At 65.9% G+C, this 26,888-nt stretch carries 23 protein-coding genes, 2 rRNA genes and 1 pseudogene (1 of these 26 running past the window's edge); 9 read left to right on the forward strand and 17 right to left on the reverse strand.

Features of this window, described 5'->3' with window-relative positions; all coding sequences use genetic code 11:
* Together M9902_RS04860 and rrf are read left to right on the forward strand one after the other, a co-directional pair.
* Nucleotides 1-2,815 (forward strand): 23S ribosomal RNA (locus M9902_RS04860) (it extends 178 nt beyond the left edge of the window).
* Nucleotides 2,816-3,025: 210 nt separating this feature from the next.
* Nucleotides 3,026-3,138: ribosomal RNA gene (gene rrf, locus M9902_RS04865) — 5S ribosomal RNA — on the forward strand.
* Nucleotides 3,139-3,323: 185 nt separating this feature from the next.
* On the opposite strand, the gene M9902_RS04870 is transcribed toward rrf, so the two are convergent.
* The 7 genes from M9902_RS04870 to M9902_RS04900 all read right to left on the reverse strand — a co-directional run bounded on the left by M9902_RS04870 (nucleotide 3,324) and on the right by M9902_RS04900 (nucleotide 8,524).
* Entirely contained in the window at nucleotides 3,324-4,145 is an 822-nt protein-coding gene (locus M9902_RS04870; RefSeq protein ID WP_297221396.1) for a M15 family metallopeptidase, read from the reverse strand.
* A gap of 31 nt (nucleotides 4,146-4,176) precedes the next feature.
* Nucleotides 4,177-4,731 carry a hypothetical protein gene (locus M9902_RS04875; protein WP_297221397.1) on the reverse strand — a complete coding sequence of 185 codons (555 nt, stop codon included), beginning with the start codon at nucleotides 4,729-4,731 and terminating at the stop codon, nucleotides 4,177-4,179.
* A gap of 3 nt (nucleotides 4,732-4,734) precedes the next feature.
* On the reverse strand, nucleotides 4,735-6,072 hold the full coding sequence (locus M9902_RS04880) for an alpha/beta fold hydrolase (protein WP_297221398.1): 1,338 nt from the start codon (nucleotides 6,070-6,072) through the stop codon (nucleotides 4,735-4,737).
* 1 nt (nucleotide 6,073) lies between these two features.
* Nucleotides 6,074-6,256, reverse strand: coding sequence for a DUF4177 domain-containing protein (locus M9902_RS04885; protein WP_297221399.1), 183 nt, complete (start codon nucleotides 6,254-6,256; stop codon nucleotides 6,074-6,076).
* Entirely contained in the window at nucleotides 6,253-6,432 is a 180-nt protein-coding gene (locus M9902_RS04890; protein WP_297221400.1) for an Arc family DNA binding domain-containing protein, read from the reverse strand. Before M9902_RS04890 ends, M9902_RS04885 begins: the two co-directional genes overlap by 4 nt.
* 187 nt (nucleotides 6,433-6,619) lie before the next feature.
* Nucleotides 6,620-7,507, reverse strand: a complete 888-nt coding sequence (locus M9902_RS04895) for an SPFH domain-containing protein (protein ID WP_297221401.1) — start codon at nucleotides 7,505-7,507, stop codon at nucleotides 6,620-6,622.
* Nucleotides 7,508-7,597: 90 nt separating this feature from the next.
* The gene (locus tag M9902_RS04900) at nucleotides 7,598-8,524 is read right to left on the reverse strand and encodes a hypothetical protein (RefSeq protein WP_297221402.1); all 927 of its coding nucleotides are present in this window, start codon (nucleotides 8,522-8,524) and stop codon (nucleotides 7,598-7,600) included.
* Between the two features lie 141 nt (nucleotides 8,525-8,665).
* On the opposite strand from M9902_RS04900, the gene M9902_RS04905 reads away from it, so the two are divergent.
* Nucleotides 8,666-9,037, forward strand: a complete 372-nt coding sequence (locus M9902_RS04905) for a hypothetical protein (protein ID WP_297221403.1) — start codon at nucleotides 8,666-8,668, stop codon at nucleotides 9,035-9,037.
* A 36-nt stretch (nucleotides 9,038-9,073) separates the two neighbouring features.
* Here M9902_RS04905 and M9902_RS04910 read toward each other — a convergent pair whose 3' ends face one another.
* Entirely contained in the window at nucleotides 9,074-9,844 is a 771-nt protein-coding gene (locus M9902_RS04910) for an arginyltransferase (protein WP_297221404.1), read from the reverse strand.
* A gap of 110 nt (nucleotides 9,845-9,954) precedes the next feature.
* Here M9902_RS04910 and M9902_RS04915 point away from each other — a divergent pair, with 110 nt between their 5' ends.
* Nucleotides 9,955-10,491: an EF-hand domain-containing protein gene (locus tag M9902_RS04915; protein WP_297221405.1), complete on the forward strand. Its 537-nt coding sequence runs from the start codon at nucleotides 9,955-9,957 to the stop codon at nucleotides 10,489-10,491.
* Nucleotides 10,492-10,552: 61 nt separating this feature from the next.
* On the opposite strand, the gene M9902_RS04920 is transcribed toward M9902_RS04915, so the two are convergent.
* The 3 genes from M9902_RS04920 to M9902_RS04930 all read right to left on the reverse strand — a co-directional run bounded on the left by M9902_RS04920 (nucleotide 10,553) and on the right by M9902_RS04930 (nucleotide 13,055).
* Nucleotides 10,553-11,362 (reverse strand): hypothetical protein, encoded by an 810-nt coding sequence (locus M9902_RS04920; protein WP_297221406.1) that lies wholly within the window; start codon nucleotides 11,360-11,362, stop codon nucleotides 10,553-10,555.
* Entirely contained in the window at nucleotides 11,359-12,234 is an 876-nt protein-coding gene (locus tag M9902_RS04925) for an acyl-CoA thioesterase II (RefSeq protein WP_297221407.1), read from the reverse strand. The genes M9902_RS04920 and M9902_RS04925 overlap by 4 nt, the downstream gene beginning before the upstream one ends.
* Nucleotides 12,235-12,497: 263 nt before the next feature.
* Entirely contained in the window at nucleotides 12,498-13,055 is a 558-nt protein-coding gene (locus M9902_RS04930; RefSeq protein WP_297221408.1) for an N-acetylmuramoyl-L-alanine amidase, read from the reverse strand.
* A gap of 22 nt (nucleotides 13,056-13,077) precedes the next feature.
* Here M9902_RS04930 and M9902_RS04935 point away from each other — a divergent pair, with 22 nt between their 5' ends.
* From M9902_RS04935 to M9902_RS04950, 4 genes are all read left to right on the forward strand, one after another.
* A complete protein-coding gene (locus M9902_RS04935) occupies nucleotides 13,078-13,614 on the forward strand; it encodes a hypothetical protein (RefSeq protein ID WP_297171785.1) in 537 nt (178 codons plus the stop codon).
* Nucleotides 13,615-13,720: 106 nt separating this feature from the next.
* The gene (gene rlmKL / locus M9902_RS04940) at nucleotides 13,721-15,850 is read left to right on the forward strand and encodes a bifunctional 23S rRNA (guanine(2069)-N(7))-methyltransferase RlmK/23S rRNA (guanine(2445)-N(2))-methyltransferase RlmL (protein WP_297221409.1); all 2,130 of its coding nucleotides are present in this window, start codon (nucleotides 13,721-13,723) and stop codon (nucleotides 15,848-15,850) included.
* Between the two features lie 75 nt (nucleotides 15,851-15,925).
* The gene (locus M9902_RS04945; RefSeq protein WP_297221410.1) at nucleotides 15,926-17,854 is read left to right on the forward strand and encodes a beta-propeller domain-containing protein; all 1,929 of its coding nucleotides are present in this window, start codon (nucleotides 15,926-15,928) and stop codon (nucleotides 17,852-17,854) included.
* Between the two features lie 5 nt (nucleotides 17,855-17,859).
* Complete coding sequence (locus tag M9902_RS04950) at nucleotides 17,860-18,660, forward strand: hypothetical protein (RefSeq protein ID WP_297221411.1); 801 nt, start codon at nucleotides 17,860-17,862, stop codon at nucleotides 18,658-18,660.
* Between the two features lie 82 nt (nucleotides 18,661-18,742).
* Here M9902_RS04950 and M9902_RS04955 read toward each other — a convergent pair whose 3' ends face one another.
* Together M9902_RS04955 and M9902_RS04960 are read right to left on the reverse strand one after the other, a co-directional pair.
* Nucleotides 18,743-19,870: a hypothetical protein gene (locus M9902_RS04955; protein ID WP_297221412.1), complete on the reverse strand. Its 1,128-nt coding sequence runs from the start codon at nucleotides 19,868-19,870 to the stop codon at nucleotides 18,743-18,745.
* A 183-nt stretch (nucleotides 19,871-20,053) separates the two neighbouring features.
* Nucleotides 20,054-20,611 (reverse strand): annotated as a pseudogene (locus M9902_RS04960) (HNH endonuclease); the annotation flags it as partial.
* A 299-nt stretch (nucleotides 20,612-20,910) separates the two neighbouring features.
* Here M9902_RS04960 and M9902_RS04965 point away from each other — a divergent pair.
* Nucleotides 20,911-22,047, forward strand: a complete 1,137-nt coding sequence (locus M9902_RS04965) for a serine hydrolase domain-containing protein (RefSeq protein WP_297221413.1) — start codon at nucleotides 20,911-20,913, stop codon at nucleotides 22,045-22,047.
* A 21-nt stretch (nucleotides 22,048-22,068) separates the two neighbouring features.
* Here the strand turns inward: M9902_RS04965 and M9902_RS04970 are convergent, their stop codons facing one another.
* The 4 genes from M9902_RS04970 to M9902_RS04985 all read right to left on the reverse strand — a co-directional run bounded on the left by M9902_RS04970 (nucleotide 22,069) and on the right by M9902_RS04985 (nucleotide 26,877).
* Nucleotides 22,069-23,865, reverse strand: coding sequence for an acyl-CoA dehydrogenase C-terminal domain-containing protein (locus tag M9902_RS04970; protein WP_297221414.1), 1,797 nt, complete (start codon nucleotides 23,863-23,865; stop codon nucleotides 22,069-22,071).
* A gap of 99 nt (nucleotides 23,866-23,964) precedes the next feature.
* The gene (locus M9902_RS04975) at nucleotides 23,965-24,360 is read right to left on the reverse strand and encodes a hypothetical protein (protein ID WP_297221415.1); all 396 of its coding nucleotides are present in this window, start codon (nucleotides 24,358-24,360) and stop codon (nucleotides 23,965-23,967) included.
* 106 nt (nucleotides 24,361-24,466) lie between these two features.
* On the reverse strand, nucleotides 24,467-24,652 hold the full coding sequence (locus M9902_RS04980) for a hypothetical protein (protein ID WP_297221416.1): 186 nt from the start codon (nucleotides 24,650-24,652) through the stop codon (nucleotides 24,467-24,469).
* Between the two features lie 143 nt (nucleotides 24,653-24,795).
* Nucleotides 24,796-26,877, reverse strand: a complete 2,082-nt coding sequence (locus M9902_RS04985; RefSeq protein ID WP_297221417.1) for a M13-type metalloendopeptidase — start codon at nucleotides 26,875-26,877, stop codon at nucleotides 24,796-24,798.
* Nucleotides 26,878-26,888 lie beyond the last annotated feature (11 nt).

Here is a 26,888-nt window from a genome sequence, read left to right on the forward strand (position 1 = left end):
GGAGAACTGAAATATCTAAGTACCCGGAGGAAAAGAAATCAACCGAGATTCCGTCAGTAGCGACGAGCGAACGCGGACTAGCCCAAAAGTCGAGCAAGTTCTAGCAAAACACTCTGGAAAGGGTGGCCGTAGGAGGTGACAGCCCTGTATGCGAAAGGGCTTGTTCGATGAAATTGAGTAGGGCGGGGCACGTGAAACCCTGTCTGAACATGGGGGGACCATCCTCCAAGGCTAAATACTCCTGACCGACCGATAGTGAACCAGTACCGTGAGGGAAAGGCGAAAAGAACCCTGGTGAAGGGAGTGAAACAGACCTGAAACCGTGTGCGTACAAGCAGTCGGAGCCCCGTGCTTCAAGCACTTTGTGCCTGAAGCCGGCGGGATGCGCGTGGAGTGAGGTTGGGGAAGCGCGAGCTTTTGCCAATCCCGAATCACGAATCCCGAATCCCAGCTTCAAAAGCAGGGTTTTTGAAGCACGGGGTGACGGCGTACCTTTTGTATAATGGGTCAGCGACTTACTGTTTGTGGCGAGCTTAACCGTATAGGGGAGGCGAAGGGAAACCGAGTCTGACAAGGGCGCATAGTCGCAGGCAGTAGACCCGAAACCGGGTGATCTAGTCATGCCCAGGGTGAAGGTACCGTAACAGGTACTGGAGGCCCGAACCCACGCCCGTTGCAAAGGTCGGGGATGAGGTGTGATTAGGAGTGAAAAGCTAATCGAACCCGGAGATAGCTGGTTCTCCTCGAAAGCTATTTAGGTAGCGCCTCATGTGAATCCTCTCGGGGGTAGAGCACTGTTATGGCTAGGGGGTCATCGCGACTTACCAAACCATTGCAAACTCCGAATACCGAGACGGACTGCATGGGAGACACACGGCGGGTGCTAACGTTCGTCGTGAAAAGGGAAACAACCCAGACCCACAGCTAAGGTCCCAAATTACCGCTGAGTGGAAAACGATGTGGAAAGGCACAGACAGCCAGGAGGTTGGCTTAGAAGCAGCCATCCTTTAAAGAAAGCGTAATAGCTCACTGGTCGAGTCGGTCTGCGCGGAAGATTTAACGGGGCTAAGCGGTAAACCGAAGCTTGGGGTGCATGATTCTTCGGAGTTGTGCGCGGTAGAGGAGCGTTCCGTAGGCCTGCGAAGGTGGATTGAGAAGTCTGCTGGAGGTATCGGAAGTGCGAATGCTGACATGAGTAACGACAATGCGGGTGAAAAGCCCGCACGCCGAAAGCCCAAGGTTTCCTTGCGCAACGTTAATCGACGCAGGGTGAGTCGGCCCCTAAGGCGAGGCAGAAATGCGTAGTCGATGGGAAGCTGGTTAATATTCCAGCACCTCGCATACATGCGATGGAGGGACGGAGAAGGTTAGGCAGGCCGGGCGTTGGTTGTCCCGGTGAGAGGGTTGAGGCGGTGCTCTTAGGCAAATCCGGGAGTGCAACGTTGAGACCAAGGACGAGTCCAATTGGACAGAGCTGCCGATATCACGCTTCCAGGAAAAGCTCCTAAGCTTCAGTGTATGCAGACCGTACCGCAAACCGACACAGGTGGGTAGGATGAGAATTCTCAGGCGCTTGAGAGAACTCGGGTGAAGGAACTAGGCAAAATAGCACCGTAACTTCGGGAGAAGGTGCGCCTCGCATGGTTCATAGCTGAGCGAGGCCGAAGTAACCAGGCCGCTGCGACTGTTTATCAAAAACACAGGACTCTGCAAACACGAAAGTGGACGTATAGGGTCTGACGCCTGCCCGGTGCTGGAAGGTTAATTGATGGGGTCAGCCGCAAGGCGAAGCTCTTGATCGAAGCCCCAGTAAACGGCGGCCGTAACTATAACGGTCCTAAGGTAGCGAAATTCCTTGTCGGGTAAGTTCCGACCTGCACGAATGGCGTAACGATGGCGGCGCTGTCTCCACCCGAGACTCAGTGAAATTGAAATCGCTGTGAAGATGCAGCGTTCCCGTGGCAAGACGGAAAGACCCCGTGAACCTTTACTATAGCTTTACACTGAACGTTGAGTTCGTCTGTGTAGGATAGGTGGGAGGCTGTGAAGTGTCGGCGCTAGCTGGCATGGAGCCAACCTTGAAATACCACCCTGATGTGCTTGACGTTCTAACCTGGGCCCGTAATCCGGGTCGGGGACCGTGTATGGTGGGTAGTTTGACTGGGGCGGTCTCCTCCCAAAGAGTAACGGAGGAGCTCGAAGGTACGCTCAGCGCGGTCGGACATCGCGCACTGTGTGCAAAGGCATAAGCGTGCTTGACTGCAAGAGCGACGGCTCAAGCAGGTACGAAAGTAGGACTTAGTGATCCGGTGGTTCTGTATGGAAGGGCCATCGCTCAACGGATAAAAGGTACTCCGGGGATAACAGGCTGATACCGCCCAAGAGTTCATATCGACGGCGGTGTTTGGCACCTCGATGTCGGCTCATCACATCCTGGGGCTGTAGTCGGTCCCAAGGGTATGGCTGTTCGCCATTTAAAGTGGTACGCGAGCTGGGTTCAGAACGTCGTGAGACAGTTCGGTCCCTATCTGTCATGGGCGTTGGAGATTTGAGAGGGGCTGCTCCTAGTACGAGAGGACCGGAGTGGACGAACCTCTGGTGTTCCGGTTGTCACGCCAGTGGCATTGCCGGGTAGCTATGTTCGGAAGCGATAACCGCTGAAAGCATCTAAGCGGGAAGCGCGCCTCAAGATGAGATCTCCCGGGACACAAGTCCCCTGAAGGAACCATCAAGACCAGGTGGTTGATAGGCAGGGTGTGTAAGCGCAGCAATGCGTTGAGCTTACCTGTACTAATGATCCGTGTGGCTTGACCATATCACCTCAAATTGCTTTGGCTTGACCAAAGCCCTTGGCCTCGACGCACGTTGGGCCTCGTCAGTCAATGTTCGCTACTTCCCACTTATCCGCGAGTCCTTCGCAAGAGCCGGCACATCCTTGTGCCGACTTCCCAGGAAGAGCCCGCAACCCCACGAGAGCGTGTGCGCTTGGCATCCTGTGATGCCGTCAGCGACCCTCCACCCTCTCCCTGGTGACAACAGCGCTGTGGTCCCACCCGATCCCATCCCGAACTCGGAAGTGAAACGCAGCCGCGCCGATGGTAGTGTGCATCCGCATGCAAGAGTAGGTCATCGCCAGGGCCTTTATCGAAAGCAAACCCCCAGCTCAATGAGCTGGGGGTTTGTCTTTGCGGCCGGCCATCTTATCCGGCCAGCCCGTTGCTGTGCGCCGCGCAGCGGCGGACTGCAACAGGTCATCGCCAGGGCCTTACACCTAACCCCCGTCCAGTCCTCTGGGCGGGGGTTTTTTCCTTGGGCGGGCGAGCTCAGATCGTGAAGCTGGCGTAGCGCCAGTGCCACGGCTCGTAGACGATGCCGTGCGGGTTGTCGCGAGGGTAGCTCATGTGGAATCCGTGTCCGGGTGCGTGTGTTTGCAACCAGACGAATGCTGGCGTGGCTTCGAAGGATTGCTCGGCCGGGGGGTCGTCCAGCGTGCCGATGTCCAGCGCCAGCCCCGAGTGGTGTTCGGAAAACCCGGGCGCGGCGTTGACCGCGAGGATCTCATCGATCGTCTGTCCACGCGCCAGTTTGCGTTCGAAGATGCCAAGCTGGTAATCGTGGCTGCGATAGCCGGAGATCGCTTCCAGCACGATGCCAGCTTCCAGCGCCGCGTCCTGCATCCGTCCCCAAGCGCGGGCGGCGCCCGGATCGAGCCAGAGCGGCCGCCGCCAGCGATCGAAGCCGGCAAAACGCATCTGCGTCGGCTCAGGGATCAGGGCAAGGCCGCTGCGTGCGGCATAGCGGTCGGCGTCCAGGCCCAGGATTTCCAGACGGACTTGCATTCGATGCAAGGGCAGCGTCGCGACCCGTTCGAGCCCGTTGCGGTGGCGGGCAGCGTCCTGAGCGAGGGCGCGCTTGGCGCTGGCCAGACCGGGTTCGCGGCCGAGGTTCGGGATCAGCGGTTGCAGGCCTTCAGCCAGCGCAGCCGCGAGATATTGCCCATCGCGCTTGCGCCGCAAGACCCGCTGCGCGCGCGCCAGCAGGCGAGCGTGGGCGTTGCTGCGGGCATGCAGCAGCCCGCCCGGCCACAGCTCGATGTCCGGGGTGTTGAGCAGGGTGGCTTGCAGCGGAATGCAGCTGGCGCGCATGGACGCAGGATAGGCCATTGCCGCGGTGGATTCAGGTCGCCGATGCGGCGCGCAGGGCGTCCAACAGCACCTGTGGGCGTTCGAGGCTGAGCAGGATGTGCTGCTTGCCGTTGCGCAGTGGCAGCCACAGCACGCGCTGGCGCTGGGTCAGGAGGCAGAAGGCGCTGCCCAGGTTGTTACGCATCCGGTAATGCCCGGCGGTATAACCGATCGTGGCGTAGCCGTTGCTCCGCCAGCCGGGGCGCAGTTCGGTGTGTTCGTCCAGATTGACCGTGCGAGCGCGCTCCAGGTCCAGTTCAGCGACGGCAACGCGCTTGGCGTACATCGCGGCGCGGACGTGCAACATGCTGCCATCCAGCGTCACCGCACGCCGATGCATCAGCCACAACAGCACTGGGAGCATGACGAGCACGAAGCCGATCGGAGGCAGCAGCGCGTACAGGGTCTTGAGCGGACCCTGGGCCGAATCGAGGATCGCGTAGAGCATGATGCCCAGGGGTAGCAGGCCCACCAGCGCGATCATCGACAGCGGCGCCAGGACCCTGGGCGGGCTGACGTCGAAGGTTTCGGGTGTGGCGTTGTCCATGAATCAGTGCGCCTTGATCCATTCGGCGACATCCCGGATCAGGCTGGCATCGACGTGACCGGGCTGCTGGTATTCAGCCAGTGAACCGTCGCCTTCGCCGGTGATGCCCAGATGGTTGAGCGACTCATACAGTTTGAAGGTCACCTTCGGGTCGGTATGGAAGGCCTCGCGCCAGTTCTGCCAGTCGGCATCGACCACCTGGATGTCGCGTGCGCCTTGCAGGATCAGCATTGGCAATTTGACCTGTTCGGCCTCCGCCACCGGATTGACGGCATCGACGCTGCGCCAGTAGCCGGCGGGCTGGCCCATGAGGGTGGCGGTGGTGGCCGGCGTCAGCGGGTCGCGGGCCTGGCGGACCTGGTCGGTCAGTGCCGCGATCGCGGCGCGTTCGGCGTCGTCGATCTTGCCATCGTTCAAGGCGGCCAGGCGACGATTCTGCTCGATCACGATGTCGAGCAATGAGCGTGACGGTGCGGCCAGCAGGATCAGCCCATCGACATGACCGGACACCGCGGCGATTCGCGGTGCCATCATCCCGCCCTGACTGTGGCCGAGGACAAAGATGCGGTCGGGATCGACGCCCTGCACATGACGCAGCGCTTCGACCGCGAGGACAGCGTCATTGGTGGTCTCATCATCGATGGTGAACTCGCCGCTGGCAAAATCCTGCGGGCGCGCCTTGGTGCGCTTTTCATAGCGCAGCACGGCAATGCCTTGCGCGGCCAGCCCGCGCGCGATGTCGAGGAAGGGCCGGTTCGGGCCGATGGTTTCATCGCGATCCTGCGGGCCGGAGCCGTGCACCAGCACCACCGCCGGAACGAGTTTCGCAGGAGCCTGGCCGTCGCCCTTGGGCATGGCCAGCGTTCCGGGCAGGGCACGTTCGCCGTCACCGACGCTGACATCCTGCTCGGTGAACGGCGCATCGGCGGCAACCGGAGGGACGGCTTCGGCCGTGGGCGCGGGTTGGATCAGGAAGCCGACGATCTTGCCTTCACCATCGAAGGCGAATTTGGCGAGCATTTCGCCTTTCTCGAAATGCAGGGGAATCGTGACCAAGGTGGCGCCATTCTGTTCGGCCGTCTGCGCCTCGCCGCGACCGGTGGCCGCGCCGACCATGCCCGGCAGCGATTCCCACACCGCCTTCAGTTTGTCCTCGGGAACGGCGGCGGCCATTTGCGCACCGAACAACTGTTCGACCTGTGCGTACTGCCCGGCGTCGAGGTGATCCAGCGCCTGGGCGGCGATCGCAGCCGGAGTTGCCGGGACGGCGTCCTGCGCGAAGGCGACGGGGCTGGCAGCCAGACAGGCGGTCAGAAGAACGGAAAGCAGGGTGCGGCGCATGTCAGGCTTCCTTCTTGAAGATCAGGGTGGGGGAGGACACGGTGGGCGTGGCGTGGACCACGTTGACCAGTTCCCAGCCATTGCGACCTTGGCGGTCGAGTTCTTCCTGCAGGGCTTCGAGCTTGAAGCCGCCCATCAGGCCGGTCTTGAGTTCGATGACCAGGTAGTTCCACTTCGTACTCATGGTTCCCTCGCGGATTTCGATTTGGAGTCGGGCAGACGCCCGGCCTTGCGCAGTGCGTCGCGCAACACGTATTCGATTTGCGCATTCAAGCTGCGGAGTTCGTCGTCGGCCCAGCGCTGCGCGGCCACAAGGACCTCGGCATTGATGCGCAGCGGATAGGCCTTTTTTTCGGACATGAAGACGTGATTCGTGATTCGTGATTGGTGATTGGTGATTGGTGATTGGTGATTGGTGATTGGAAAGAGCGGGGGGATTCGCGCTTTGTGAGTCTTGATGCGGGATCGGGGCTGGATGTCTCCGAAAAGCAGAGCAACGCGCTCTTGCTCTTCCGAATCCCCAATCCCCAATCCCCAATCACGGCCCTCAATACAACGTCCCCGTATTGACGATCGGCTGGGTGGCGCGTTCGCCGCACAGCACCACCAGCAGGTTGCTGACCATCGCCGCCTTGCGCTCCTCGTCCAGTTCGACCACGCCGTTCTTCTTGAGTTCGTTCAGCGCCATTTCGACCATGCCCACCGCGCCGGCCACGATGCGGGTGCGGGCGGCAATGATCGCGTTGGCCTGCTGGCGCTGCAGCATGGCTTGGGCGATTTCCGGGGCGTAGGCGAGGTGGCTGATGCGGGCGTCGAGCACTTCCACCCCGGCGTCGGCCAGACGTTCGGTCAATTCGTCCCGCAGATGCTGGCTGATCTCGGTGGCGTTGCCGCGCAGCGACAGCTGGCCTTCCTCGTGCACGTCGTAGGGATAGCTGGTGGCCATCGCCCGCAGCGCGGATTCGGACTGGATGTGGACGAAGCTTTCATAGTCATCGACGTTGTACACCGCCTCGGCGCTGTCCATGACCTGCCAGACGATCACCGCGGCGATCTCGATCGGGCTGCCTTCCAGCTCGTTGACCTTGAGCTTGCCGGATTCGAAATTGCGCACCCGCAGCGACACCTTCTTCTTGCCGAAGAACGGGTTGTTCCAGCGCAGGCCGTTGGTCTTGACCGTGCCGACGTACTTGCCGAACAGGCTCAACACCGCGGCCTGGTTGGGCTCGACCTTGTACAGGCCGATCAGGCTGAGGAAGGCCAGCGCCAGCACCAGCAGACCGAGCAGGAGATTGGCCACGGAGGCGGGGCCTTCCGGGCTGTCGACGTCCGGGCCGACGCCGGTGATGAACAGCCAGATGCCCGCGGCGGCAATCAGGAACACCGCGATCAGGAACGGGATGCCGGGCAGGGAATGGACGGGATTTTCTTTCATGGCGGAGTCTCGCGAAGGTGTGCGGCATATTGATATCAAAATGATATCTAACATACAAGAGCCACCCGACGAACGGTCGTTCGCGCCCGATCACTGCTGGGGAACGAGGTAGAAGATCGGCGCCGGGCTGAACTCGCCGGTGGCGTACAGACCGGCGCCGCCGGCGCTCCAGGTCAGCGCTTCCGCCTGCGGGATGGGCGGCACGTCGTGCGCTTCCGGCGGGTGTGAAACCGCGTCGGCCCAGTCTTCGCCATCGGCACGCCGATAGAACAGCACGCTGCCGTAGGTCAGCACGGCCAGGGTGCTGCGGTCCGGCGAGATGTCGGCCGCCGTCACCTGGGAAAACAAGGCAGCCAGTTCCGGATCCTTGTTCCGCATTTCAGCGCTGGCCTGGGGTATGCCGACCAGTCGACCGACCCGGCGCGCTTCCAGCGTGGCGCCGTGGGGGTCGGCCAAGGGCAGGGTGAACAGCTCCGGCGGTACCCGTTTTTTCGAGATCAGCAGGATCTGCCCGTGCGCGGCATCGACGGCCACCGCTTCGCAGTCGCGGGCGCCGCCGTCCGGCCAGCGGGCATGGATGCTCCAGACGGGCCGCAGTTGACCGTTTTCCAGCGTGGCGGGTTCCTCGAACACGTACAGGACGAAGTCGCGCCGACGCCCGCCGTTGTCGCCGGTGTCGGCCAGCAGCAGGTAATGGCGACCCTGCAGGTCGAAGCTGGAAATGTCTTCCCAGTCGACGTTTTTCGCGCCTTCCACGTCGAACCGCGCCAGCAGACGCCCGCGCCGGCTGATGGCGTACAGCCGCGCCGGGTTGCCGCTGTCGTTGTGGGCCCACAGGACGTCCGCGTGGGCACGCGAGGCGGCAAGCCCGCTGATTTCACTGATTTGACGATTGGTCACCAGCCCGGCCAGCCGGGCAAACGGCAGGCTGGGCGCCGAACAACCCGCCAGCAGCATGGCCAATGCGGCGGCGAGGCAAGCGGCAAGGCAAGCGGCAAGGAGCGGGCGCATCGACATGGGGCAAGGATCGCATGCGCCGGGGTTGCAGCGAAGAGGCAAGCTCCCGGTTCACGCAAGGGGGCGATCGAACGGCATTGCGCCGGAGCGCAAGGTCGGCCGCGCTGGCCCTTGCCCCGCCGCGTGTGCGAGGATGGCGGGATGGCAGAGTCTTCCGGATATGCGGTGTTCTTCTTTCCGCCGGCGCTCGAAGCGCTGGGGGATGGCATCAAGCCTTACCTCCAGATGGGGCCAGCAGGGCCGTTCGTGCCCTGTCGCGAGGTGGATACCGGCGGCGCTTTCGTCGAGATGACCCTGGAAGGGCGGGCGCCGGACGGCCGCACCGTCGAATTGGAGCTGATGGTGCCAGGCAACATGGTGCGGATGATCGTGTCGGCGCGCGCCGATGCCGAATTCGGGTTCTACGATCGCACCAAGCCGGTGGCCGTGGGGGTCAAGGAGGCGTCGGAACCCGTGACGACGGCGCCAACGGCGGCCACCGACGCCCCGCCGCCAGCGTTGCCCCCGGCATAGGGCAGGCGCGGCCCGTCGGCCACAGGCTCGGCGGCATCAGCAGGCAGCGGCATCCCCGACATGCGGCGGCAGTTGCCGACGGCCCGCCTCGTCCGTCCACGGCCGCCACGCGCGCCCATCAAAGCGCTCCAGCGGCTGGAACCGGCGTTTGTAATCCATCTTGCGGTGCCCGTCGATCCAGTAGCCGAGGTACAGATGGCTGCGGCCCTCGCGGCGTGCCCATTCGATCTGGCGCAGGATGGCCAGGGTGCCGAGTCCGCGCTGCACGGCCTCCGGTTCGTGGAAGGTGTAGACCGCCGACAGCGCATCGGGGACGCGGTCGGTGACGGCGACGGCGAGCAGGCGATGGCTGCCGTGTTCGCGCAATTCAAGGAAGCGGCTGTCGTTCCAGCTGCCGATCAGGAATTGTTCGAATTCATGGCGGCCGTGTCCGTCCATGCCGCCGCCGGGATGGCGCGCCGCCAAATAGCGCTGGTAGAGCGCCAGTCGTTCTTCGTTGCACTCGGCCTGGACGATCCGGGTGTCCATATCGGCATTGCGGCGCAGACAGCGGCGCTGGCTTCGGTCCGGCTGGAACGCGGCCACCGGGACGCGCACCGCCACGCAGGCATTGCAGCCGATGCAGCTGGGGCGATAGACGATGTCGCCGGAGCGACGAAAGCCCCAGTCCAGGGCCATCGGATAGAACTGCGGCAGGCGCGGGTCGCGCTGGTCCAGCACCAGGTCGCGCGCCTCCCGTTCGGCAAAGTAGCCGCACGGATGGGGCGCGGTACGAAACAGTCGCAGGGAGTCGTCGCTGCCGCCCATGCCGCCAGCATAGCCGCTTGTTCAGTTGCCAGTCGGAATGCGGCGTCAACGCCGTTCGGAGCGGGGCGTTATCAGGTCATCCCCGGACGGTTCCGGGAGGAGAACGGTTCATGAAAAAGACGCGCCTGCTTGTCCTCATTCTCGCATCCGCCGGCCTGTCGGCAACGGCATTCGCCCAGAGCACGACCGGGAGTGCGACCGCCGCGCCGGCGACTTCGGCGCCGCGCCCTGCCCACGCCATGCGCGTGGATGCCAACGGCGACGGCGTGATCACCCGCGAGGAGGCCGCGAAATTCCCGCGCCTGGCCACCAGCTTCGACCAGATCGATACCAGCAAGGACGGCAAGCTGTCGGCCGACGAAATGAAGGCCTGGCGCATGCAGCAGCGTGGCGATCGCTCCGGCCGGCGCGGCAGCGGTGAGCACCGGGCGATGACGCCGGAAATGCAGGCGCGCATGCAGCAGCAGCGCATGGCCTGCTTCGACAAGGCCGACACCAATCATGACGGTCAGCTCAGCCGCGACGAGTTCGCGAAGCTGCGCGAAGCCTGTGGGTCGATGATGGGGCACCGCGATCAGCGCGGCCAGCGCGGCCAGCGCGGTCCTGCGGGAGCCCCGGCACCTGCCGCAGCGACGCCGGCGCAGTGACCGGCAGCCGCGGCGTCTCCCAAGGGTGACGGTCGCGCGCGGCCATCGGTCCGGCGCCGGCTCAGTGCGTTGGCTGCACGCTCCAATGGACGCCGTCGCGTCGGGCACGGAAGCCCTGCGCGGCGGCGGCGCCGATTTTCAGCTGGACTTCGCCCTCGCCGCTGCCGTCGGTCAGGTAGTTGTCGATTTCGACCCGCAGCGCGTTCGGGTCGCTGCAGGCAGAGGCGGGTTGGACGGTGACGCCGGCTGCAGCGGCCTGCGACACGATCTCCGGCGCCGGATCGCGGCCGTCAACCCGCACGCAGCTGGTCCTGGCGCCCTGGCTGGCGGCCACGGTTGCAATCAGTTTGACGGCCAGCGCCTTGGGCACGTCCAGGCGGAAAATTGCAGTTTCGGTGATGGCCTCCGGAACGACCGGCGGCGGTGCGGCGTGCGCTCGGGCCGCCGTCGGCGCGGCGCTTGAGGCAGGCCGGTGGCGCGGCAGGAACACGATCAGCGCGATCACGATGGCGATCATCGCCAGCACACCAATCCGCCAGCGCTTGCGTGCCGGTGAATTGGCGCCCGATCCCGGAGCGAACTCGAAGCGGGTGTTCGACAATGCATCGGCATTGCCGTCGCGGGTGGATTCCAGCAAGCCCAGGTCGCGCAGGAGCTGGCGTGCGCGCGGCTGGTCGTCGGCGTTGATGATCCACAGCGTCGGCAGCGCGTCCGGATCACGGGCCTTGCGCAGGTCGTAGCTGAAATTGCCGCGTCGGTGCCCGCGCCAGGAGCGGCCATTGCTGATCTTGACCTCGATGCCTTGCTTGCGCAGCAGGTCGGCGGCGGCTTCCACGTTTTCCAGCCGCTGGCTGCGGAACACCTGCCTCACGGTGGCGTCCGGTCGGGCAGCACCCGGATCAGCCCTTCCTGCGCGCTGCTGGCGATCAGCCGGCCGCTGCGGTCGAAGATCTGCCCGCGCGCCAGGCCGCGGGCGTCCTGCGCGCTGGGGCTGTCGATTGAATACAGCAACCAGTCGTCGGCGCGGAACGCACGATGGAACCACAGTGCGTGGTCGAGCGAAGCCATCAGCACGTTCGGCTGGTAGTAGCTGATGCCGTGCGGGAAGGTGGCGGTGCCGAGCAGGTGGAAATCGCTGGCGTAGGCGAGCAGGGCGCGGTGCAGCTCAGGTGCGTCCCCGACCTTTGCGCTGAGCCGGAACCAGACCTGCTGAAAGGGCGGCCGCTTGGGCGGGTTGAGTTCATCGCGCGGATAGACGTGGCGAAATTCGAACGGGCCATGCCGGTCCAGCCAGCGCTGCACCTTGATCGGCAACAGCGCGAGTTTTTCCGGCGGCACCGCCGGCGACGGCTCCAAATCCTCGGGCTTGGGCACTTCCGGCATCGACAGCTGGTGTTCGGCGCCGTCTTCGTGCTCCTGGAACGACGCCGCGCAGAAGAAGATCACCTGGCCGTGCTGGATCGCCGTGACCCGGCGCACCGAGAAGCTGCCGCCGTCGCGAGTGCGGTCGACGCGATAGACGATCGGCGCTTCGATATTGCCCGCACGCAGGAAATAGGCGTGCAGCGAATGCGCCGCGCGCGGCTGCGCCAAGGTGGCTTGCGCCGCCGACAGTGCCTGTCCCAATACCTGTCCGCCGAACACGTATTTGGTGCCGATGTCGCGACTCTGGCCGCGGAACAGGTCGTCTTCCAGCCGCTCCAGCGACAGCAGTTCGATCAGTTCGGAGACGGGGGAGACCATCGGCGAATTATACCGGGGGTGCCGAGGGTGGGCGGTTTTGCGGGATGGCGTGGCGGGATGTGGACTCCGTTCATGGTTCGACAGGCTCACCACGAACGGAGTGTTGGCTCACCACGAACGGAGTGTTGGCTCACCACGAACGGGGTTGGGGGGCATCGACGAGGTCTTCACGAAGTGCCATCACCGTTCGCCCTGAGCCTGTCGAAGGGTGAACGGTGGTCGGCAAGGCCAGTCAGGCTGCGATCCTGGATTCCTGATCCGGATCAAGCCGTTCGCGGCAGCGGAACCGATTGCAGCACCACCTCCCACGGAAAACATGAACCAGGGTCGCGCTTGCGGGGAACGCGCTGGGTCGGGTCGTCGCTGGCCGGGACTTCGGTCGTATCGAGATCCTCGTGGCCGGCGATCTGGATCAGCGAGGGGATGCGCGCGTGCAAGGTGTTGACCAGTGCGACCAGCGCCGCGATCTGCGCCTCCGGATAGGCCTCGTCCATTGCCTGATGGCGCGAGTCCAGCCAATCCGGATAGCGCCCGGTATTGACCAGTTCGATACCGATACTGCGGGCGTTCCAGCCGTGGACGTGATGGGCGATGCGCTCGGTCGGGACGTATTCCTCGATGCGGCCATCCCGGTCGATGTAGTAGTGGCCGCTGTTGCCGGTGCCGGAGGGGTACAGCAAGCGCTCGCCGAACGCCCGCGCGGTGGCCAGATCCGGCAGCTCGGTGCAGTGGATCACCACGGTGTCGATCTGCGCCGTTGCGCGCCGTTCGAGCGCACCGACGTAGGGCAGGGGATGACGATGGATGGCAGGCGAAGGCACGCGCCGATGCTAGCATCCGCGCATGAAAGGACACTGCATTCTCTCCCACGGCTTCGAAAGCGGTCCCGGCGCCAGCAAGGTGACGGCGCTGGCCGAAGTCGCCGAGCGCATGGGCTACAGCCACGAGCGCCCCGATTACACCGATCTGGATGGCCGGCAGGAAGTGACCCCGCTTGGCGACGTGCCGGCGCGGATCGCGCGTTTGCTGACATTGGTCGATGCCGCCGCCCGGCGCGGTCCGGTGGTGCTGGCGGGCTCCAGCCTTGGCGCTTACATCAGCGGCTTCGTGTCGCTGCAGGTGCCGGTGGCCGGGCTGTATTTCATGGCGCCGCCGGTGGTCATGGCCGGCGCGCTGCCGATGCCCGCTGCCGATGTGCCGACCGCGATCATCCACGGCTGGCACGACGAGCTGATCCCCGCCGCGCAGGTGGTGGCCTGGGCCGGCTCGCGCGCCGCGCGTTTGTTGCTGGTGAACGACAGCCATCGCTTGAGCGATCACGTGCAGGCCAGTGCCGAGGCGTTCGCCGCGCTGCTGGCTGCGCTCGTCATGCCCGCGTAGGCGGGCATCCATGGACGGTGAGGCGGCAGGTCGTCATTGCTTCCCTTGCGCGTCAGTCCCGCTTCCGCGGGAATGACGACACATACCCAAGAGTGTCGGAGTTCATTTGAAATTTTTCGCCTCCTGCGGCAAGGGCCTGGAATACCTGCTGGCCGATGAATTGCAGGCGCTGGGCTGTGCCCGTGCCACCGCGACCATGGCGGGTGCCAATGTCGAAGGCACGCTGGAAGACGCGCAGCGCGCGGTGCTGTGGTCGCAGCTGGCCAGCCGCGTGCTGTGGCCGATCGCCGAGTTCGACTGCGCCGACGAGCATGCGCTGTACGCCGGTGCCTGCGCGGTGGACTGGGCGCAGCATATCGGCCCGATGCACAGCATCGCGATCGATGCGCATGTCTCCGGCGCGGCGATCACCCATGCGCGCTACGCCGCGCAGCGGGTCAAGGACGCCATCGTCGATGTCCTGCGTCAGCAGACCGGACAGCGCCCCGACGTGGACGTGGAAGCCCCCGATGTGCGCATCAGCCTGGTCCTCCGCAAGGGCCGCGCGATCCTCTCGATCGACCTGTCCGGCGGCCCGATGCACCGGCGCGGCTGGCGCAAGGTGCAAGGCGTGGCGCCGCTGAAGGAGACCGTGGCCGCGGCGGTGCTGCTGCGCGGCGGCTGGCCCAAGGCCTATGCCGAAGGTGGCGACCTGCTGGACCCGATGTGCGGCAGCGGCACCCTGTTGATCGAGGGTGCGCTGATGGCCGCGGATGTCGCGCCCGGCCTGCGTCGCCACGACGGCTTGCCGCCGACGCGCTGGCTGGGCTTCGACCAGACACAGTGGCAGGCCTTGTGCGAAGACGCGACGGCGCGGGCCCAGCGCGGACTGGCCGCGCTGCGGCCCTGCATCCACGGCAGCGATCTCGATCCGCACGCGATCCGCGCTGCTAGGGAGAACGCGGAGCTCGCCGGAGTGCGGGAAGCGATCGACTTCAGTGTGCGCGATATCACCGATCTTCCGCAGCAGGCCAACGCGAAGGGCGTGGTGGTGTGCAACCCGCCGTATGACGCACGGCTGGCCGCCGATCCGGCCCTGTACCGCGCCTTGGGCGATGCGCTCAAGCACGCCGCGCCGCAATGGCGGGCTGCGCTGCTGTGCGGTGATGCCGAGCTGGCCCACGCCACCGGCCTGCGGGCGAAGAAGAGCTACCAGCTCTTCAACGGGGCGATCGAATGCAGCCTGATTGCGGTCGACCCGATCGCGCCAGCGCAGCGTGAGGGAACGGACAAACGCGCGCTGCCGGAGGGCGCGCAGATGGTCGCCAACCGGATTCGCAAGAACCTCGACAAACTGGCGCGCTGGCGGCAGCAGGAGCAGGTGACCTGCTTTCGCGCCTACGATGCCGACATTCCCGAATACGCCTGCGCGGTGGATGTGTACACCACGCTGGCGGGCGAAACCTGGCTGCACGTGCAGGAATACGCCGCACCCACCGAAATTCCCGAGGCCACCACCCGCAAGCGCCTCAATGACTTGCTGATCGGCGTGCGCGCAGTGTTCGGCCTGCCGCGCGAGCGGGTGGCGGTGAAAACCCGCAGCACCGGCAAGGGCGGCAGCAAGTACGGCCGTTTCGACCATCGCGGCGAATTCCTCACGGTCGAGGAAGGCGCCGCGAAGCTGCGCGTCAACCTGTTCGATTACCTCGACACCGGGCTGTTCCTCGACCACCGCCCGCTGCGCGCACGGATGGCGCTGGAGGCGCGCGGCAAGCGTTTTCTCAACCTGTTCTGCTACACCGGCGCGGCCAGCGTGCAGGCGGCGGTGCAGGGCGCTTTGCTGACCACCAGCGTCGATCTGTCCGCGACCTATCTGGAATGGCTGGCCGACAACCTGCGCGAGAATTCGATTGGCGGCACCCGCCATCGGATCGCCCAGGCCGACGCGCTGCGCTGGCTGGAAGCCGACCGCGGCGAATACGACGTGATCTTCTGCGACCCGCCGACCTTCTCCAATTCCAAGCGCGCCGCCGATTTCGACGTGCAGCGTGACCATGTGCGCCTGTTGCGCGCGGCGGTGGCGCGGCTGGCGCAGGATGGCGTGCTGTATTTCTCCAACAACTTCCGCCGCTTCAAGCTTGACGAAGCCGCGCTCGCCGAATTTGCTCAGGTCGAAGAGATCAGCGCGGCCACCCTTCCGCCGGATTTTTCCCGCAATGCGCGGATCCATCGGGCGTGGCGGATTTCCGCGCGCTGACCGCGGACGGGCGGCGGAACGCGGCCGGGATTTTTTGCAATACTGGCCCTTGCGAACTTGCCTCGGAGTGTTGCCATGCGTGCGCGATCGCGTATCGGAAATTGCCTGCTCGCTGCCGGGCTGTGGGCGGGCCTCGGCCCGGCGGGCGCGGCCCAGCCGCCCGCTGCGGGCGCGCACCTGGAAACCTTCCGCTCGCAGCGCCAGCTCGACAAGCTGGTGGACGCATGGAGCCGCTTGCTTGCCCAGCGGGGCGTGGTGGCCATGAGCGCGGCGGCGATTCCTGCACCGCCGATGGCCGCCCCGGCCCCGCCAGAGAGCGCGGGAGCGGTGAATCCCATCGATGTCTCGGGTGCAGCCGCCAATGGCAACGATTCCATCACCAACAACCAGGTCCAGGGCGTGGACGAGGGCGATATCGTCAAGCGCCGCGGCGATTTCCTGATCATCCTGCGGCGCGGACGGCTGTTCTCGGTCCGAATCGGAGGGGATGCCCTGCAGCCGGTCTCGCGTGTGGACGCGTATGCGCCGGGCTCCGATCCCCGCGGCACCTGGTACGACGAAATGCTGGTCAACAACGACACCGTGGTGGTGATCGGCTACAGCTACCAACGCCAGGCAACCGAGCTGGGGCTGTTCTCGCTGGCAGCGGACGGAACCTTGCACTACCGCGATACCTATTATCTGCGCAGCAACGACTACTACGATTCGCGCAACTACGCCAGCCGCCTGATCGGCAACACGCTGGTGTTCTACACGCCGCTGTACCTGGGCGGCATGCGCGAGGACAGGCTGATCTACCCGGGCCTGGCCGCGCGGCCGCAGGGGGATGCCGAGCCGGTATTCCGGCGCCTGCTGCCGGCAACCGCGATCTATCGCGCCGACGAGGGCATCGATCCGCTGACCGACGGCGTTGCGCTGCACACCGTGACCCGCTGCGAGCTGACGGGCGCGGCCCCGCGCTGCACCTCCACCGGCGTGCTGGGGCCGCGCGGGCGGACCTTCCACGTTTCGCGCGATGCCGTGTATGTGTGGATCGCCGCAGGCGGCAAACGGCAGATCGGGCGGGTGCTGCGCATGCCGCTCGACGGCGGCGCGGTTTCCGCGCTGCAGGTCCACGGCGCGCCGATCGACCAGCTCTCGTTCCACGAGGATGCGGGCGGCCACCTGAACGTGCTGGTGCAATCGGAAGGGCGCGGGCAGGGCATGTGGCGCAGCGAATGGGGCGCGGGCCAGCTCGCGCTGTTGCGCACGCCGCTGAGCGCGTTCGGCACCCTGCAGGCAACCACCCCCGACGGTGCCTATCGCTTCCTGCCGCCGATCGCGGCGGGCAATCGGCAAAATCGCTTCGTCGGCGACTGGCTGCTGTACGGCGTTGCGCCCTATGGCTGGATGCGTCAGGCCGCGGGCACGCCGGATCCGGAGCCGGAACCGGCCTATGCCGTGCACTACGCGCAGCCGAACGACCCGATTCGCCCGCTGGCGCTGGGGCATTGGGTGCAGCGCATCGAGGCGATGGGGCAGGACGCGGTGGCGGTGGGGCCACTGAAGGACGATCTGGTGTTCAGCACGATTGCGCTCGGATCCGATGCGGCCGCGCCGCACGGGCGCTTCGTGGCCGGTTCGTCGCGGCAGTCCGAGAGCCGCACCCACGGGTTTTTCTACCGGCGTGACGATGCCACGCACGGCGTGATCGGGCTGCCGGTTCTGCGCGAGACACCGCCGGAACCGCGGGAGGCCGGCGCCAGTCCATCCAGCGCCACGGTGCTGTATCTGCGCAACGCGGCACTGGACCTGAGCCGGCTGGGCGAACTGGCGGCCAGCCCGTTTCGCAGCGTCGATGACGGCTGCAAGGCCAGCTGCGTGGACTGGTACGGCAATGCGCGGCCGATCTTCATCGGCCCGCGGGTGTTTGCGCTGCTGGGCTATGAGCTGGTGGAAGGCCGGCTTGCAGACGGGAACATCAGCGAGCGGCGGCGGGTGAACTTCACACCATCAATGAAGTAGCGGCGATGGATCCGGGTGTGGGGATTTCGGACGCCATCGCGGGGCGCGTGCTCAGGCAGGCTGCGCGCGTTCTCCTGCACCCATGCCAACGCATCGACACCCCAGCGGACCGGCTCGGCGCGGACCAGCCCGACCGGCCCTCGCTGTTTCAGAAGCTCGACCGATTGGGAATAGCGGCGGATGGCGGTGAATTCGTCATTCACGCGTCTCCGGTGCGGATTCGAAGTGCCATTCAGCCGCGAACGGGCAACGACCAGGGGCCCGGTCTGGTCTTTGCGTCGGACAACGTCGTATTCGCGTTGCTGCATGCGCTGCAAAAGCTCTGGCGGACCGATCCGGATGCCTCCTTGCGTGGCATTGCCGGTCATTCCCGCGTGCATGGAGGCCTGTACCGCTGCCTGCATCCGTTTTCCGGCGCCGCCGCGTATGGGTTCGTCAGCCTCCATGAGGCGCTTGAGCGGGTGGTGGATCCCGATCGCCGGGTGTATCTGCACCTGTGCCGGCGGCAGGGGTTCCGGCTGCGCCGCCAAGGCGCCGTGACCCGGCTTGCGCGGGGTTGGTTTCGCAGCACGAGCGAATGGGTGGCGGATGTCGAGGTCATGCCGGAGCACGTGATTGCAGCGAGCTTGCGGGATCTCGGGCTCCGGGTGGCCCTGCACCCGGAAGGGACGACGCACCTGCAGGCGCTGTTGCGCTATCGCTCGGCGCGCACGGCGTGTTGGAGCCGGACGTTGCGGGATTCCGGCATGACGACTGCCGCCGGGCGTGAGTCGGGTTCGGGCATGGACTGCGCTGAACGGGGCTGAAAAGCCCAAGGCGGGCTTTTCCAGCATTGCCATGTCTGTCGCGTTGCCACTGGACGCAATACGCGTTCAGTGGACAAAGGGCTTACTTCTTGCGCCGTCCGAACAGGCTGCTGACGCCGCTGGCCGGGCGGGATGATGCCGGTGCTGTAGGCGCCGGGGCGGGCTGGGGGGCTTCCGCATCGGCCTTGGCGTTGACCGCGTAGCCGGTCGCCAGGTTGGCGTTGATGAAGTCCCGGACTTCCTCTTCCGGCACGCCGGCAGCTTGGGCGATGTCGGCGACGTTGGCCGCGCTTTTCATCATGATCGTGGCGATCCGGAAGTGCCGCGGGTATTCGCGTTCGATCTGCGGCCATTTGCGCAGCCGGAACGCGCCGTGGGTCGGATTGCCCGAGAGCAGCCCGCCCAGCCATTGCAGCCGTGCCACCGGCTGGGCCGGGCCGAGTTTGGCGACTTCAGCTTTCCAGTCAGCCTCATTCAGGGTTTCGGATGCGACCGCGCCGGGCTCGGCCGAAAAACAAGGGGCGGCGGACTTGAGTTCCTTGGGGCCATGCCAGAGACCGGCTTGGCTATCCAGCAAGACCGTGGTGCCATCCTTCGCCGTCACGCGCACGCGCTGCGCGCCGCGCGCGCCCAGCCAGCCGCGCAGGGTGCGTGGCGTTTGGGTGGCCGTTGGCCCGGGCTTGGTTTCCGGCACGGCGGCAACCACCGGCTCGGTGGCCACGTCCGCTGCGTTTTCGGCCTCGGCCTCGGCGGCGGGTTGCAGGTCGGGTTCGGGCGGCGTCCGGGCAGGAGGGCTGTCGGTCGTCACGGCCGCTTCGGTTGCGGCCACCGGCGCTACTTCGGCCTTGGGCCGTGGCGCTGCCGGCGGTGTGGACTTGTTGTCGACGAGGCCGGACTCATAGGCTTCTTCGCCGGCGATTTCACTCAGCAGTACGGTCAGGTCGTCGGCGCTGATCGGCTTCGGCAACCGATAGGGCGTCTTGCTGCGCTTGGCCGTGGTCAGCCCGATCACCTTGCGCCCGACCCCGTGCAGCTTCAGCCAGCTCATCGGCCCGTACAGGCTGTCCATGTCGACCACGATGTATTCGGCGCTGTCGTCGCCGGTCAGCACCCAGCGATTGCCGCAGGCGGCGTTGGCCTCCTGGAAGGCGGCATGGATCGCGGCCTCGGTGGCCCGGTCCATCCCGGTCGTGCCAAACGTCAGTGTCATGATCGAGTTCCCCTTGTCGTAGCGGGTCGCCGGTGCCACATGGCTGCGATCGCAGACGCCCGAGCGTACGCCGATGGACGGCGACGCGAGCGTCGAATGATACCCGATCGCGGCAGCCCGGGGAACGCGCCTGCGTCGCCGGTCAGTGCTGGCGGGCACGGATCGGCTGACGCGGCGATGGTCTCAGAAGTGGCGCGCCCGGTTCCTGGGCAGCTGGGCCTTCAGGAAGGCCATCTGGTCGGCGAGGATATTGCGGTTGGACAGGATCAGGTGTTCGATCCAGCTCGGCCGGTAGGGCACCGCCAGCAATGGCATGCCGGCCTGCTGCGGGGTGCGGTTGCCCTTGTGCGAATTGCAGTGGAGGCAGGCGCTGACCACGTTCTCCCAGATGTCGCGGCCACCTTTGGACAGCGGCAGGACGTGGTCGCGGGTGAGGGTGTTGCCGTGGAATTCGCGCCCGCAGTACAGGCACAGGTGCTGGTCGCGGGCGAACAGCGCCGGGTTGGTCAACGCGGGCGTTGGGTCGAGCGCGGCGGGACGCGCGTGGCCGCGTGCGGCGATGATCGGATGCAGCTGGATCAGGCTTTGCCGGCCGCTGCCGCGATTGATGCCGCCGTGGATCGACAGGCAAGGGTCGCCCAATGTCCAGGCGACGGCGTCGCGCGCGTACAGGCAGGTGGCGTCTTGCCAGCTCAGCCAGTCGAGCGCGCGGCCGCAGGCATCCAGCCCGAGCAGGCGCAGTCCGGCCGACGGATGATTCCGGTTCGGAAAAGCCAGCAGGCCGGCCGCAGCCATGGCCACGGACCCCGTGCCCACACCCTTGCGGTGCGCGTGTGCTGTATCGCTCTCCATACGGGAATCCAGTTTATACGCCGTTCCTGCGGCTTTGGGTAGCGAACCCGCGCAAACCGGGGGCAGGGACGCCGTTTGCTTCCGCTCGCCGGCGAGTAAGCTCTTGGACTTCGGTGGATACGCCGCTTTTTCGGGGATGGGCGCACATGGGTTCAGAGTCGGTCGTCCGGACGGGGCGGCGCAATTTCGTGAAGGCGGCCGGGACCCTGCTGCTGGCTTCGGCGTTCCCGGCGTCCATTGCCGGCGCGGTTGAGGCCGTGCCGGATGGCTTGGAGCGCGCGCTTGCAGAGCTCGCGGACGCGGCCATCCGCACTCGGGCCTGTCCCGGGATCCAGATGTCCGTCTGGCAGGAAAATCGTCCGCGGGTGACGCTTGCCCGCGGCAGCGCGAATCTGGAAACCGCCACGCCGGTCGCGGCGGCCAGCGTGTTCCGCGCCGGTTCGCTGACCAAGCAGTTCACGGCGGCGTTGATCGCGAAGCTGGAGGAACAGGGCAAGCTGTCCGTGCACGACGGACTGGATCGGTATCTTGAGTTCTTCGCCGGGAAACACCCGCCCACGCTGCTGGAGCTGATCCACCATACCGCCGGGGTCCACGCTGCCACGGAGTCCGTTTTCGATCCGCGCAACGTCACCCAGGTGGAATTGGCCAGGCGCATTGCGGCGCAGGAGAACTTGTACGACTTCCCGCCCGGGACCGCATGGTTGTACAGCAATGCCAATTACATCCTGCTGGGGGCGGTCATCGAGGCGGTCACCGGACAGCCATTGGCCACGGCGGCGCGGCGCCTGTTGTTCGAGCCGCTCGGCCTGGCCGACACGGCGTTCGATGCCAATGCGGACGTCGTGCCGAACCGGGTCAACGGCTACACGCCAACCGCCGCCGGCGCGGTGGCGTTTGCCAATGCCGACTGCCTGCCCGTCGAACAGGCGGGCGGCGCCGGCGCGATCCGATCGACGGCGACCGACCTGTGCCGGTGGCATCAGGCCTTGTTCTCGGGAAGTGTCGTTTCGCGAGCTTCGCTCGAGCGGATGCTGGCCCCGGCCCGGCTGCGGGACGGCCGTCCGGCCATCGAACACCGGTTCGATCCTGCCGATGCCAACATGGGCGCCACCGGCTACGGGTATGGCCTGCTGCTGGATCGCGCCACCAGGGATGGCGGCTTGATCGCGCTGCACAGTGGCTTCATCAGCGGGTTCTCGGCCTGGCTGGCGACCCATGTGCCGAGCCGGCTGACGGTGGCCTGCCTGTGCAACGTCGATCCGAATCCGAATCTGCCGTTCAGGCAACTGCGCAGGACGGTGTTCGCGCAACAGCTGCCGTGATCCCGTTGGGCCGTTCGGCTGTCAGCCCTGCGGCCCGAATCCGGCCTCCGGCAGCGCCATCAGGCTGTCGGCACCGCTTTCGATCGCGGCCTTGTGCGCCAGCGTGCGCGGCAGGATGCGGGCGAAGTAGAAGCGGGCGGTGTCGCGCTTGGCGTCCTTGAACACCTGCGGGCGGTCGGAGGCATTGGCGGCGGCGACCGCGCGCACCCACCAGCAGGCCAGCGCGACGTAGCCGGAATAGAACAGGTAGTCGGTGCTGGCCGCGCCCAGTTCTTCCGGGTTGGCCATGCCGCGCATCACGGTGGCGATGGTGAGCTGGCCCCACTCCTCGCACTTGGCGCGCAGCGGGCCGAGGAATTCGGCCAGCGCGGGGTCGTTGGCATGTTCCTTGGCGAAGGCCTCCATGTCGGCGAGGAACAGCTTGAGCCCGGCGCCCTGGGTGGCGGCGGTCTTGCGGCCGATCAGGTCCAGCGACTGGATGCCGGTGGTGCCTTCATACAAGGTGGTGATGCGGGCGTCGCGGGCGAGCTGCTCGATGCCATGCTCGGCGATGTAGCCGTGGCCGCCGAAGCACTGGATCGCGTTGTAGGTGTTCTCGATCGACCACTCGGTCAGGCAGGCCTTGCAGATCGGGGTGAGGAAACCGACCAAGGTGTCTGCGCGCTCGCGCTCGGCGGCATCCTGCGAACGATTGGCGATGTCGAGCTGGGCATAGGCCGACAGGCTCAACATGCGCCCGCCTTCGATCAGCGCTTTTTGCACCAACAACATCCGACGCACGTCCGGCTGCACGATGATCGGATCGGCCGGCTTGTCGGGGAATTTCGCGCCGGACAGCGAGCGCGATTGCAGGCGTTCGCGGGCGTAGCGCAGCGCGTTCTGGTAGGCGCGTTCGGACAGGGCGTGGCCCTGGATGCCGACCGCGAGGCGGGCGGTGTTCATCATCACGAACATCGCCTGCAGGCCCTTGTGCGGCTGGCCGACCAGATAGCCTTCGGCGCCGTCGAAATTCATCACGCAGGTGGCCGAGGCGTGGATGCCCATCTTGTGTTCGATCGCGCCGCAGCGCACCGCGTTGCGTTCGCCAACCGTGCCGTCACGGTCGACCTCGAACTTCGGCACCACGAACAGCGAGATGCCCTTGGCGCCGGGCGGCGCGTCCGGCAGCTTGGCCAGCACCAGGTGGATGATGTTGGGAACGAGGTCGTGCTCGCCGGCGGTGATGAAGATCTTGGTGCCGGTGATGGCGTACTTGCCGTCAGCCCGCGGCTCGGCGCGGGTCTTGAGCAGGCCGAGGTCGGTGCCGCAGTGCGGCTCGGTCAGGCACATGGTGCCGGTCCATTGACCCGTCACCAGCGGCTTCAGGAAGACTTCCTTCTGCCAGTCCTCGCCGTAGGTTTCCAGCGCTTTCACCGCCCCGTGCGAGAGCATCGGGAAATTGCCCCAAGCCAGGTTGCCGCTGTCCACCAGCTCGGTGACGGCGCTGCCGATCAGCGCCGGCATGCCCTGACCGCCGTGTTCGGGGTCGTTGGTCAGGCCGGTCCAGCCGCCTTCGACGAATTGCTGGAAGGCCTGCTTGAAGCCGGGCGGTGGCGTCACATCGCCGCTGGCGGGATCGAATTTGCAGCCGACCTGGTCGCCGACCTGGTTGAGCGGGGCCAGCACGGTTTCGGAAAAGCGCGCGGCTTCATCCAGCACCGCGTCCATCAGCTCGCGACTGACGTCGGCCTGGCCGAGGCGGGTGAACAGGGCTTCGGCCTGGAGCACGTCATGGATGACAAACCGCAGGTCGTCGAGGGGGGCCTTGTAGCTGCTCATGGGGTCGGGTCCTGGCGCATGCGGGCCGCCGATCGGCCCATCCGGTGAGGGACATACTATAGCGTATGGTGCGGCGGAACGGGAAGCCCGCGCGCTAACTCAGCGCAGGGTGCCGGGCAGGCCGGGCACCGGCGAGAGCGCACTGCTGGCCTTGACCTTCCAATCCTTTGCACCCGCGCCTTCAGGCGTGGCCTGCACGCTGCCTTCGAGGGTGTAGCTCAGGCCGTGGCCGTCGGCCAGCGCAGTCGCAATACGGGCCATGCCGGCGGGCGTGGGGACGAGCGTGGTGACGTGGGTGTCGGCGGATTCCGGGCCGATTTCCAGATTCGGCTGCGCCTCGATATGGGCCGCGGCGCCGTTGTCGAAGCGCAAGTCCAGGCGCACCGCAGTGAAGCGCATCGGCATGCTGCTGTAGTTGTTCAGCCGCAGCTGCAGTTCCCAGCGGCCATCGGCGCGGACGGTGAGCTGCTGGAGGCTGGCGGCGGGCTGGGACACGCGTCGCACCGGGCCGCGGCCGCTGCAGCTGGTCAACAGCAGGATGGCAACGATCGGCAGCGCAAGCCGAAGCAGTCCGCGGAGGGTCAACGATGCCGGCATGGCGTCAGAACGTTTCCGGGCCGGGCACCGGAAGTTCCCGGATGTAGAGGTCCTTGGCCTTGATGAAGGCCTCGGCGCAGCGGTAAGCCTCGCGTCCCAGTTCGATCCGCGTGGCGTCATCCAGCGCGGTTCCGGAGTGGGCGCCCACGAGCTGGGCGAACAGGGTCAGGGCGATGTCGTGGATATCCATGGCGTGGCTCGGTTGGGTCCGGCTGGGCGAATGTCGAACATACACCGCCCGCGCGCCGGCCGGAACCCGGTGATGGTCTTCCGGTGGCGATTCCGCGGCGGTCGGCGCAGGTCCGGACGGCGGTTGTCACCGCCCGGATCGCCTTACCAGATCACCACGCGGGCATCACCGCTGCGCACCATGGCATCGCCCGGCTTGCAGCTGAAGGCCTGCTCGAACGCGGTCATGTTGGATGGTGCGCCGATCGCGCGGAAATTGGCCGGCGCGTGCGGATCGGTGTTCAGGCGCACGCGCAGTTCATCCGGGGTGAAGTTGCGGCGCCACACCGTGGCCCAGTTGAAGAAGAAGCGCTGGTTCTCGCTGTGGCCGTCGATCATCTCGTCACCGGAACGACCGGCATCGCGCAACGCCTTCTGATAGGCATCCCAAGCCACGTTCAAGCCGCCGAGGTCGGCGATATTCTCACCCAAGGTCAGCTGGCCCTTCACGTGCAGGCCATCGATTGAAACGTAATCGTCGAACTGCTTCACCAGCCGCGCGGTGCGGGCTTCGAAACGCTCGCGGTCGCCGGGCGTCCACCAGTTGTTGAAGTTGCCGTGGGCATCGAATTGACTGCCCTGGTCGTCGTAGCCGTGCATCATCTCGTGGCCGATGACCGCACCGATGCCACCGTAGTTCAGCGCCGGATCGGCCTTGGGGTCGAAGAAGGGTGGTTGCAGGATCGCGGCCGGGAACACGATCTCGTTCATCAGCGGGTTGTAGTAGGCGTTGACCGTCTGCGGCGTCATGCCCCATTCGCTGCGATCGACCGGCTTGCCGATCTTGGCCATGCCCCAGGCGTGGTTGAAGCGCGCTGCGGCCAACACGTTGCCGAGGTAATCACCGCGGGAAGTGGCAAGGCCATCCCAGCTGCGCCAGTGATCCGGATAACCGATCTTGGGCGTGAAGCTGGCCCATTTCTCCATCGCCTTCGTCCGGGTTTCCGGGCTCATCCAATCGAGGTGTTCCAGCCGCGCCTTCAGCGCCAGCCGCAGGTTCTGCACCAGCGCCTCCATCTGCGCCTTGGATTCGGCGGGGAAATACTCGCGCACGTACAACTGCCCCAGCGCCTCGCCGGCCGAGCCCTCGACACCATCGAGTACGCGCTTCCAGCGCGGTTTCTGCTGCTGTTGTCCACGCAGGGTGCGGGCGAAGAAGGCGAAGCGCTCATCGGCGAACTTCGAGGACAGCATCGGCGCCATCCCGTCGATCATGTGTGCGCGCAGGTAGGCCTGCCATTGTGCGGCCGGCACGTCGACCAGCATCTTGTTGAATTCGGCGAAGAACGCCGGCTGCGACAGCGAGAAGCCATCCGCCTGCACGCCATTGGCGCTGAAGAAGGCCGACCACGGGAAGTTCGGCGACAGCCGGTCGGCCTCGACCATGCTGACGAAGTGGTACTGGTTGTTGGGGTCGCGCAATTCGATCGGCGAGAGCGAAGCGCGTGCCAGCCGGGTCTCGAAGGCGAGCACGTCACTGGCCTGCTGCTGCGCGTCCGCCGCGGGGATGCCGGCGTTCTGCAACTGCCGAGCGACGTGGGCGACGTAGGCGGCACGAATCGCCTTGTATTTCCCGTCCGGACCGTCTTCGAGGTAGTAGGCCTTTTCGGGTAGCGACAGGCCGCCCTGGTAGGCATAGCCGATCTTGTGGCTGGAATCCTTGAAATCGGCTTCGGCACCGAAGGCGAACACCGCGCCGCGACCGGCCGCGAATTCCTCGCGCAGGTAGGCAGCGATGTCGGCCGGCGTCTTCAGGGTGTCGATGCGATCGAGCATCGGCCGGATCGGAGTGACGCCCGCGGCCTCGATGGTGGCTTCGTTCATGCCGCTGGCGTACAGGTCACCCACCAGCTTTTCGATCCCGCTGGCATTCGGGTTGGCGGCGGCGGCTTCCACAAGGTGCCGGCTGGCGGCTTGCGAGCGCTCGTCGAGCATCTCGAAACTGCCCCAGCTGGTCTTGTCCGACGGCACCGGGTTGGCCGCAAGCCAGCGGCTGTTGACGTAATCGGCGAGGTTGTTGCACGCGTTTTTCGATGGGTCGAGGTCGCTGCTGCGGAAGGCCGCCAGCGGGGGCAGGTCGCTGCCGTGGGCAGACGCACCGGCACTCGCATCGACGGCGGGTGCGTTGGCGGCGGCGAGGGCGGCGGTGATGGCCAGCGACAGGAGCAAAGGTTTGCGGACGGTCACGGGAAGTCTCC

The organism is Thermomonas sp. (genome assembly GCF_023953935.1).
Lineage (GTDB): Bacteria > Pseudomonadota > Gammaproteobacteria > Xanthomonadales > Xanthomonadaceae > Thermomonas.

Coding starts and splice junctions, on each gene's coding strand:
- M9902_RS04900 (WP_297221402.1), bottom strand. CDS start 8,524: ATGTCGATGCGCCCGCTCCTTGCCGCTTGCCTTGCCGCTTGCCTCGCC.
- M9902_RS04915 (WP_297221405.1), top strand. CDS start 9,955: ATGAAAAAGACGCGCCTGCTTGTCCTCATTCTCGCATCCGCCGGCCTG.
- M9902_RS04910 (WP_297221404.1), bottom strand. CDS start 9,844: ATGGGCGGCAGCGACGACTCCCTGCGACTGTTTCGTACCGCGCCCCAT.
- M9902_RS04885 (WP_297221399.1), bottom strand. CDS start 6,256: ATGAGTACGAAGTGGAACTACCTGGTCATCGAACTCAAGACCGGCCTG.
- M9902_RS04950 (WP_297221411.1), top strand. CDS start 17,860: ATGGATCCGGGTGTGGGGATTTCGGACGCCATCGCGGGGCGCGTGCTC.
- M9902_RS04945 (WP_297221410.1), top strand. CDS start 15,926: ATGCGTGCGCGATCGCGTATCGGAAATTGCCTGCTCGCTGCCGGGCTG.
- M9902_RS04970 (WP_297221414.1), bottom strand. CDS start 23,865: ATGAGCAGCTACAAGGCCCCCCTCGACGACCTGCGGTTTGTCATCCAT.
- M9902_RS04880 (WP_297221398.1), bottom strand. CDS start 6,072: ATGCGCCGCACCCTGCTTTCCGTTCTTCTGACCGCCTGTCTGGCTGCC.
- M9902_RS04890 (WP_297221400.1), bottom strand. CDS start 6,432: ATGTCCGAAAAAAAGGCCTATCCGCTGCGCATCAATGCCGAGGTCCTT.
- M9902_RS04895 (WP_297221401.1), bottom strand. CDS start 7,507: ATGAAAGAAAATCCCGTCCATTCCCTGCCCGGCATCCCGTTCCTGATC.
- M9902_RS04955 (WP_297221412.1), bottom strand. CDS start 19,870: ATGACACTGACGTTTGGCACGACCGGGATGGACCGGGCCACCGAGGCC.
- M9902_RS04870 (WP_297221396.1), bottom strand. CDS start 4,145: ATGCGCGCCAGCTGCATTCCGCTGCAAGCCACCCTGCTCAACACCCCG.
- M9902_RS04935 (WP_297171785.1), top strand. CDS start 13,078: ATGAAAGGACACTGCATTCTCTCCCACGGCTTCGAAAGCGGTCCCGGC.
- M9902_RS04980 (WP_297221416.1), bottom strand. CDS start 24,652: ATGGATATCCACGACATCGCCCTGACCCTGTTCGCCCAGCTCGTGGGC.
- M9902_RS04905 (WP_297221403.1), top strand. CDS start 8,666: ATGGCAGAGTCTTCCGGATATGCGGTGTTCTTCTTTCCGCCGGCGCTC.
- M9902_RS04875 (WP_297221397.1), bottom strand. CDS start 4,731: ATGGACAACGCCACACCCGAAACCTTCGACGTCAGCCCGCCCAGGGTC.
- M9902_RS04925 (WP_297221407.1), bottom strand. CDS start 12,234: ATGGTCTCCCCCGTCTCCGAACTGATCGAACTGCTGTCGCTGGAGCGG.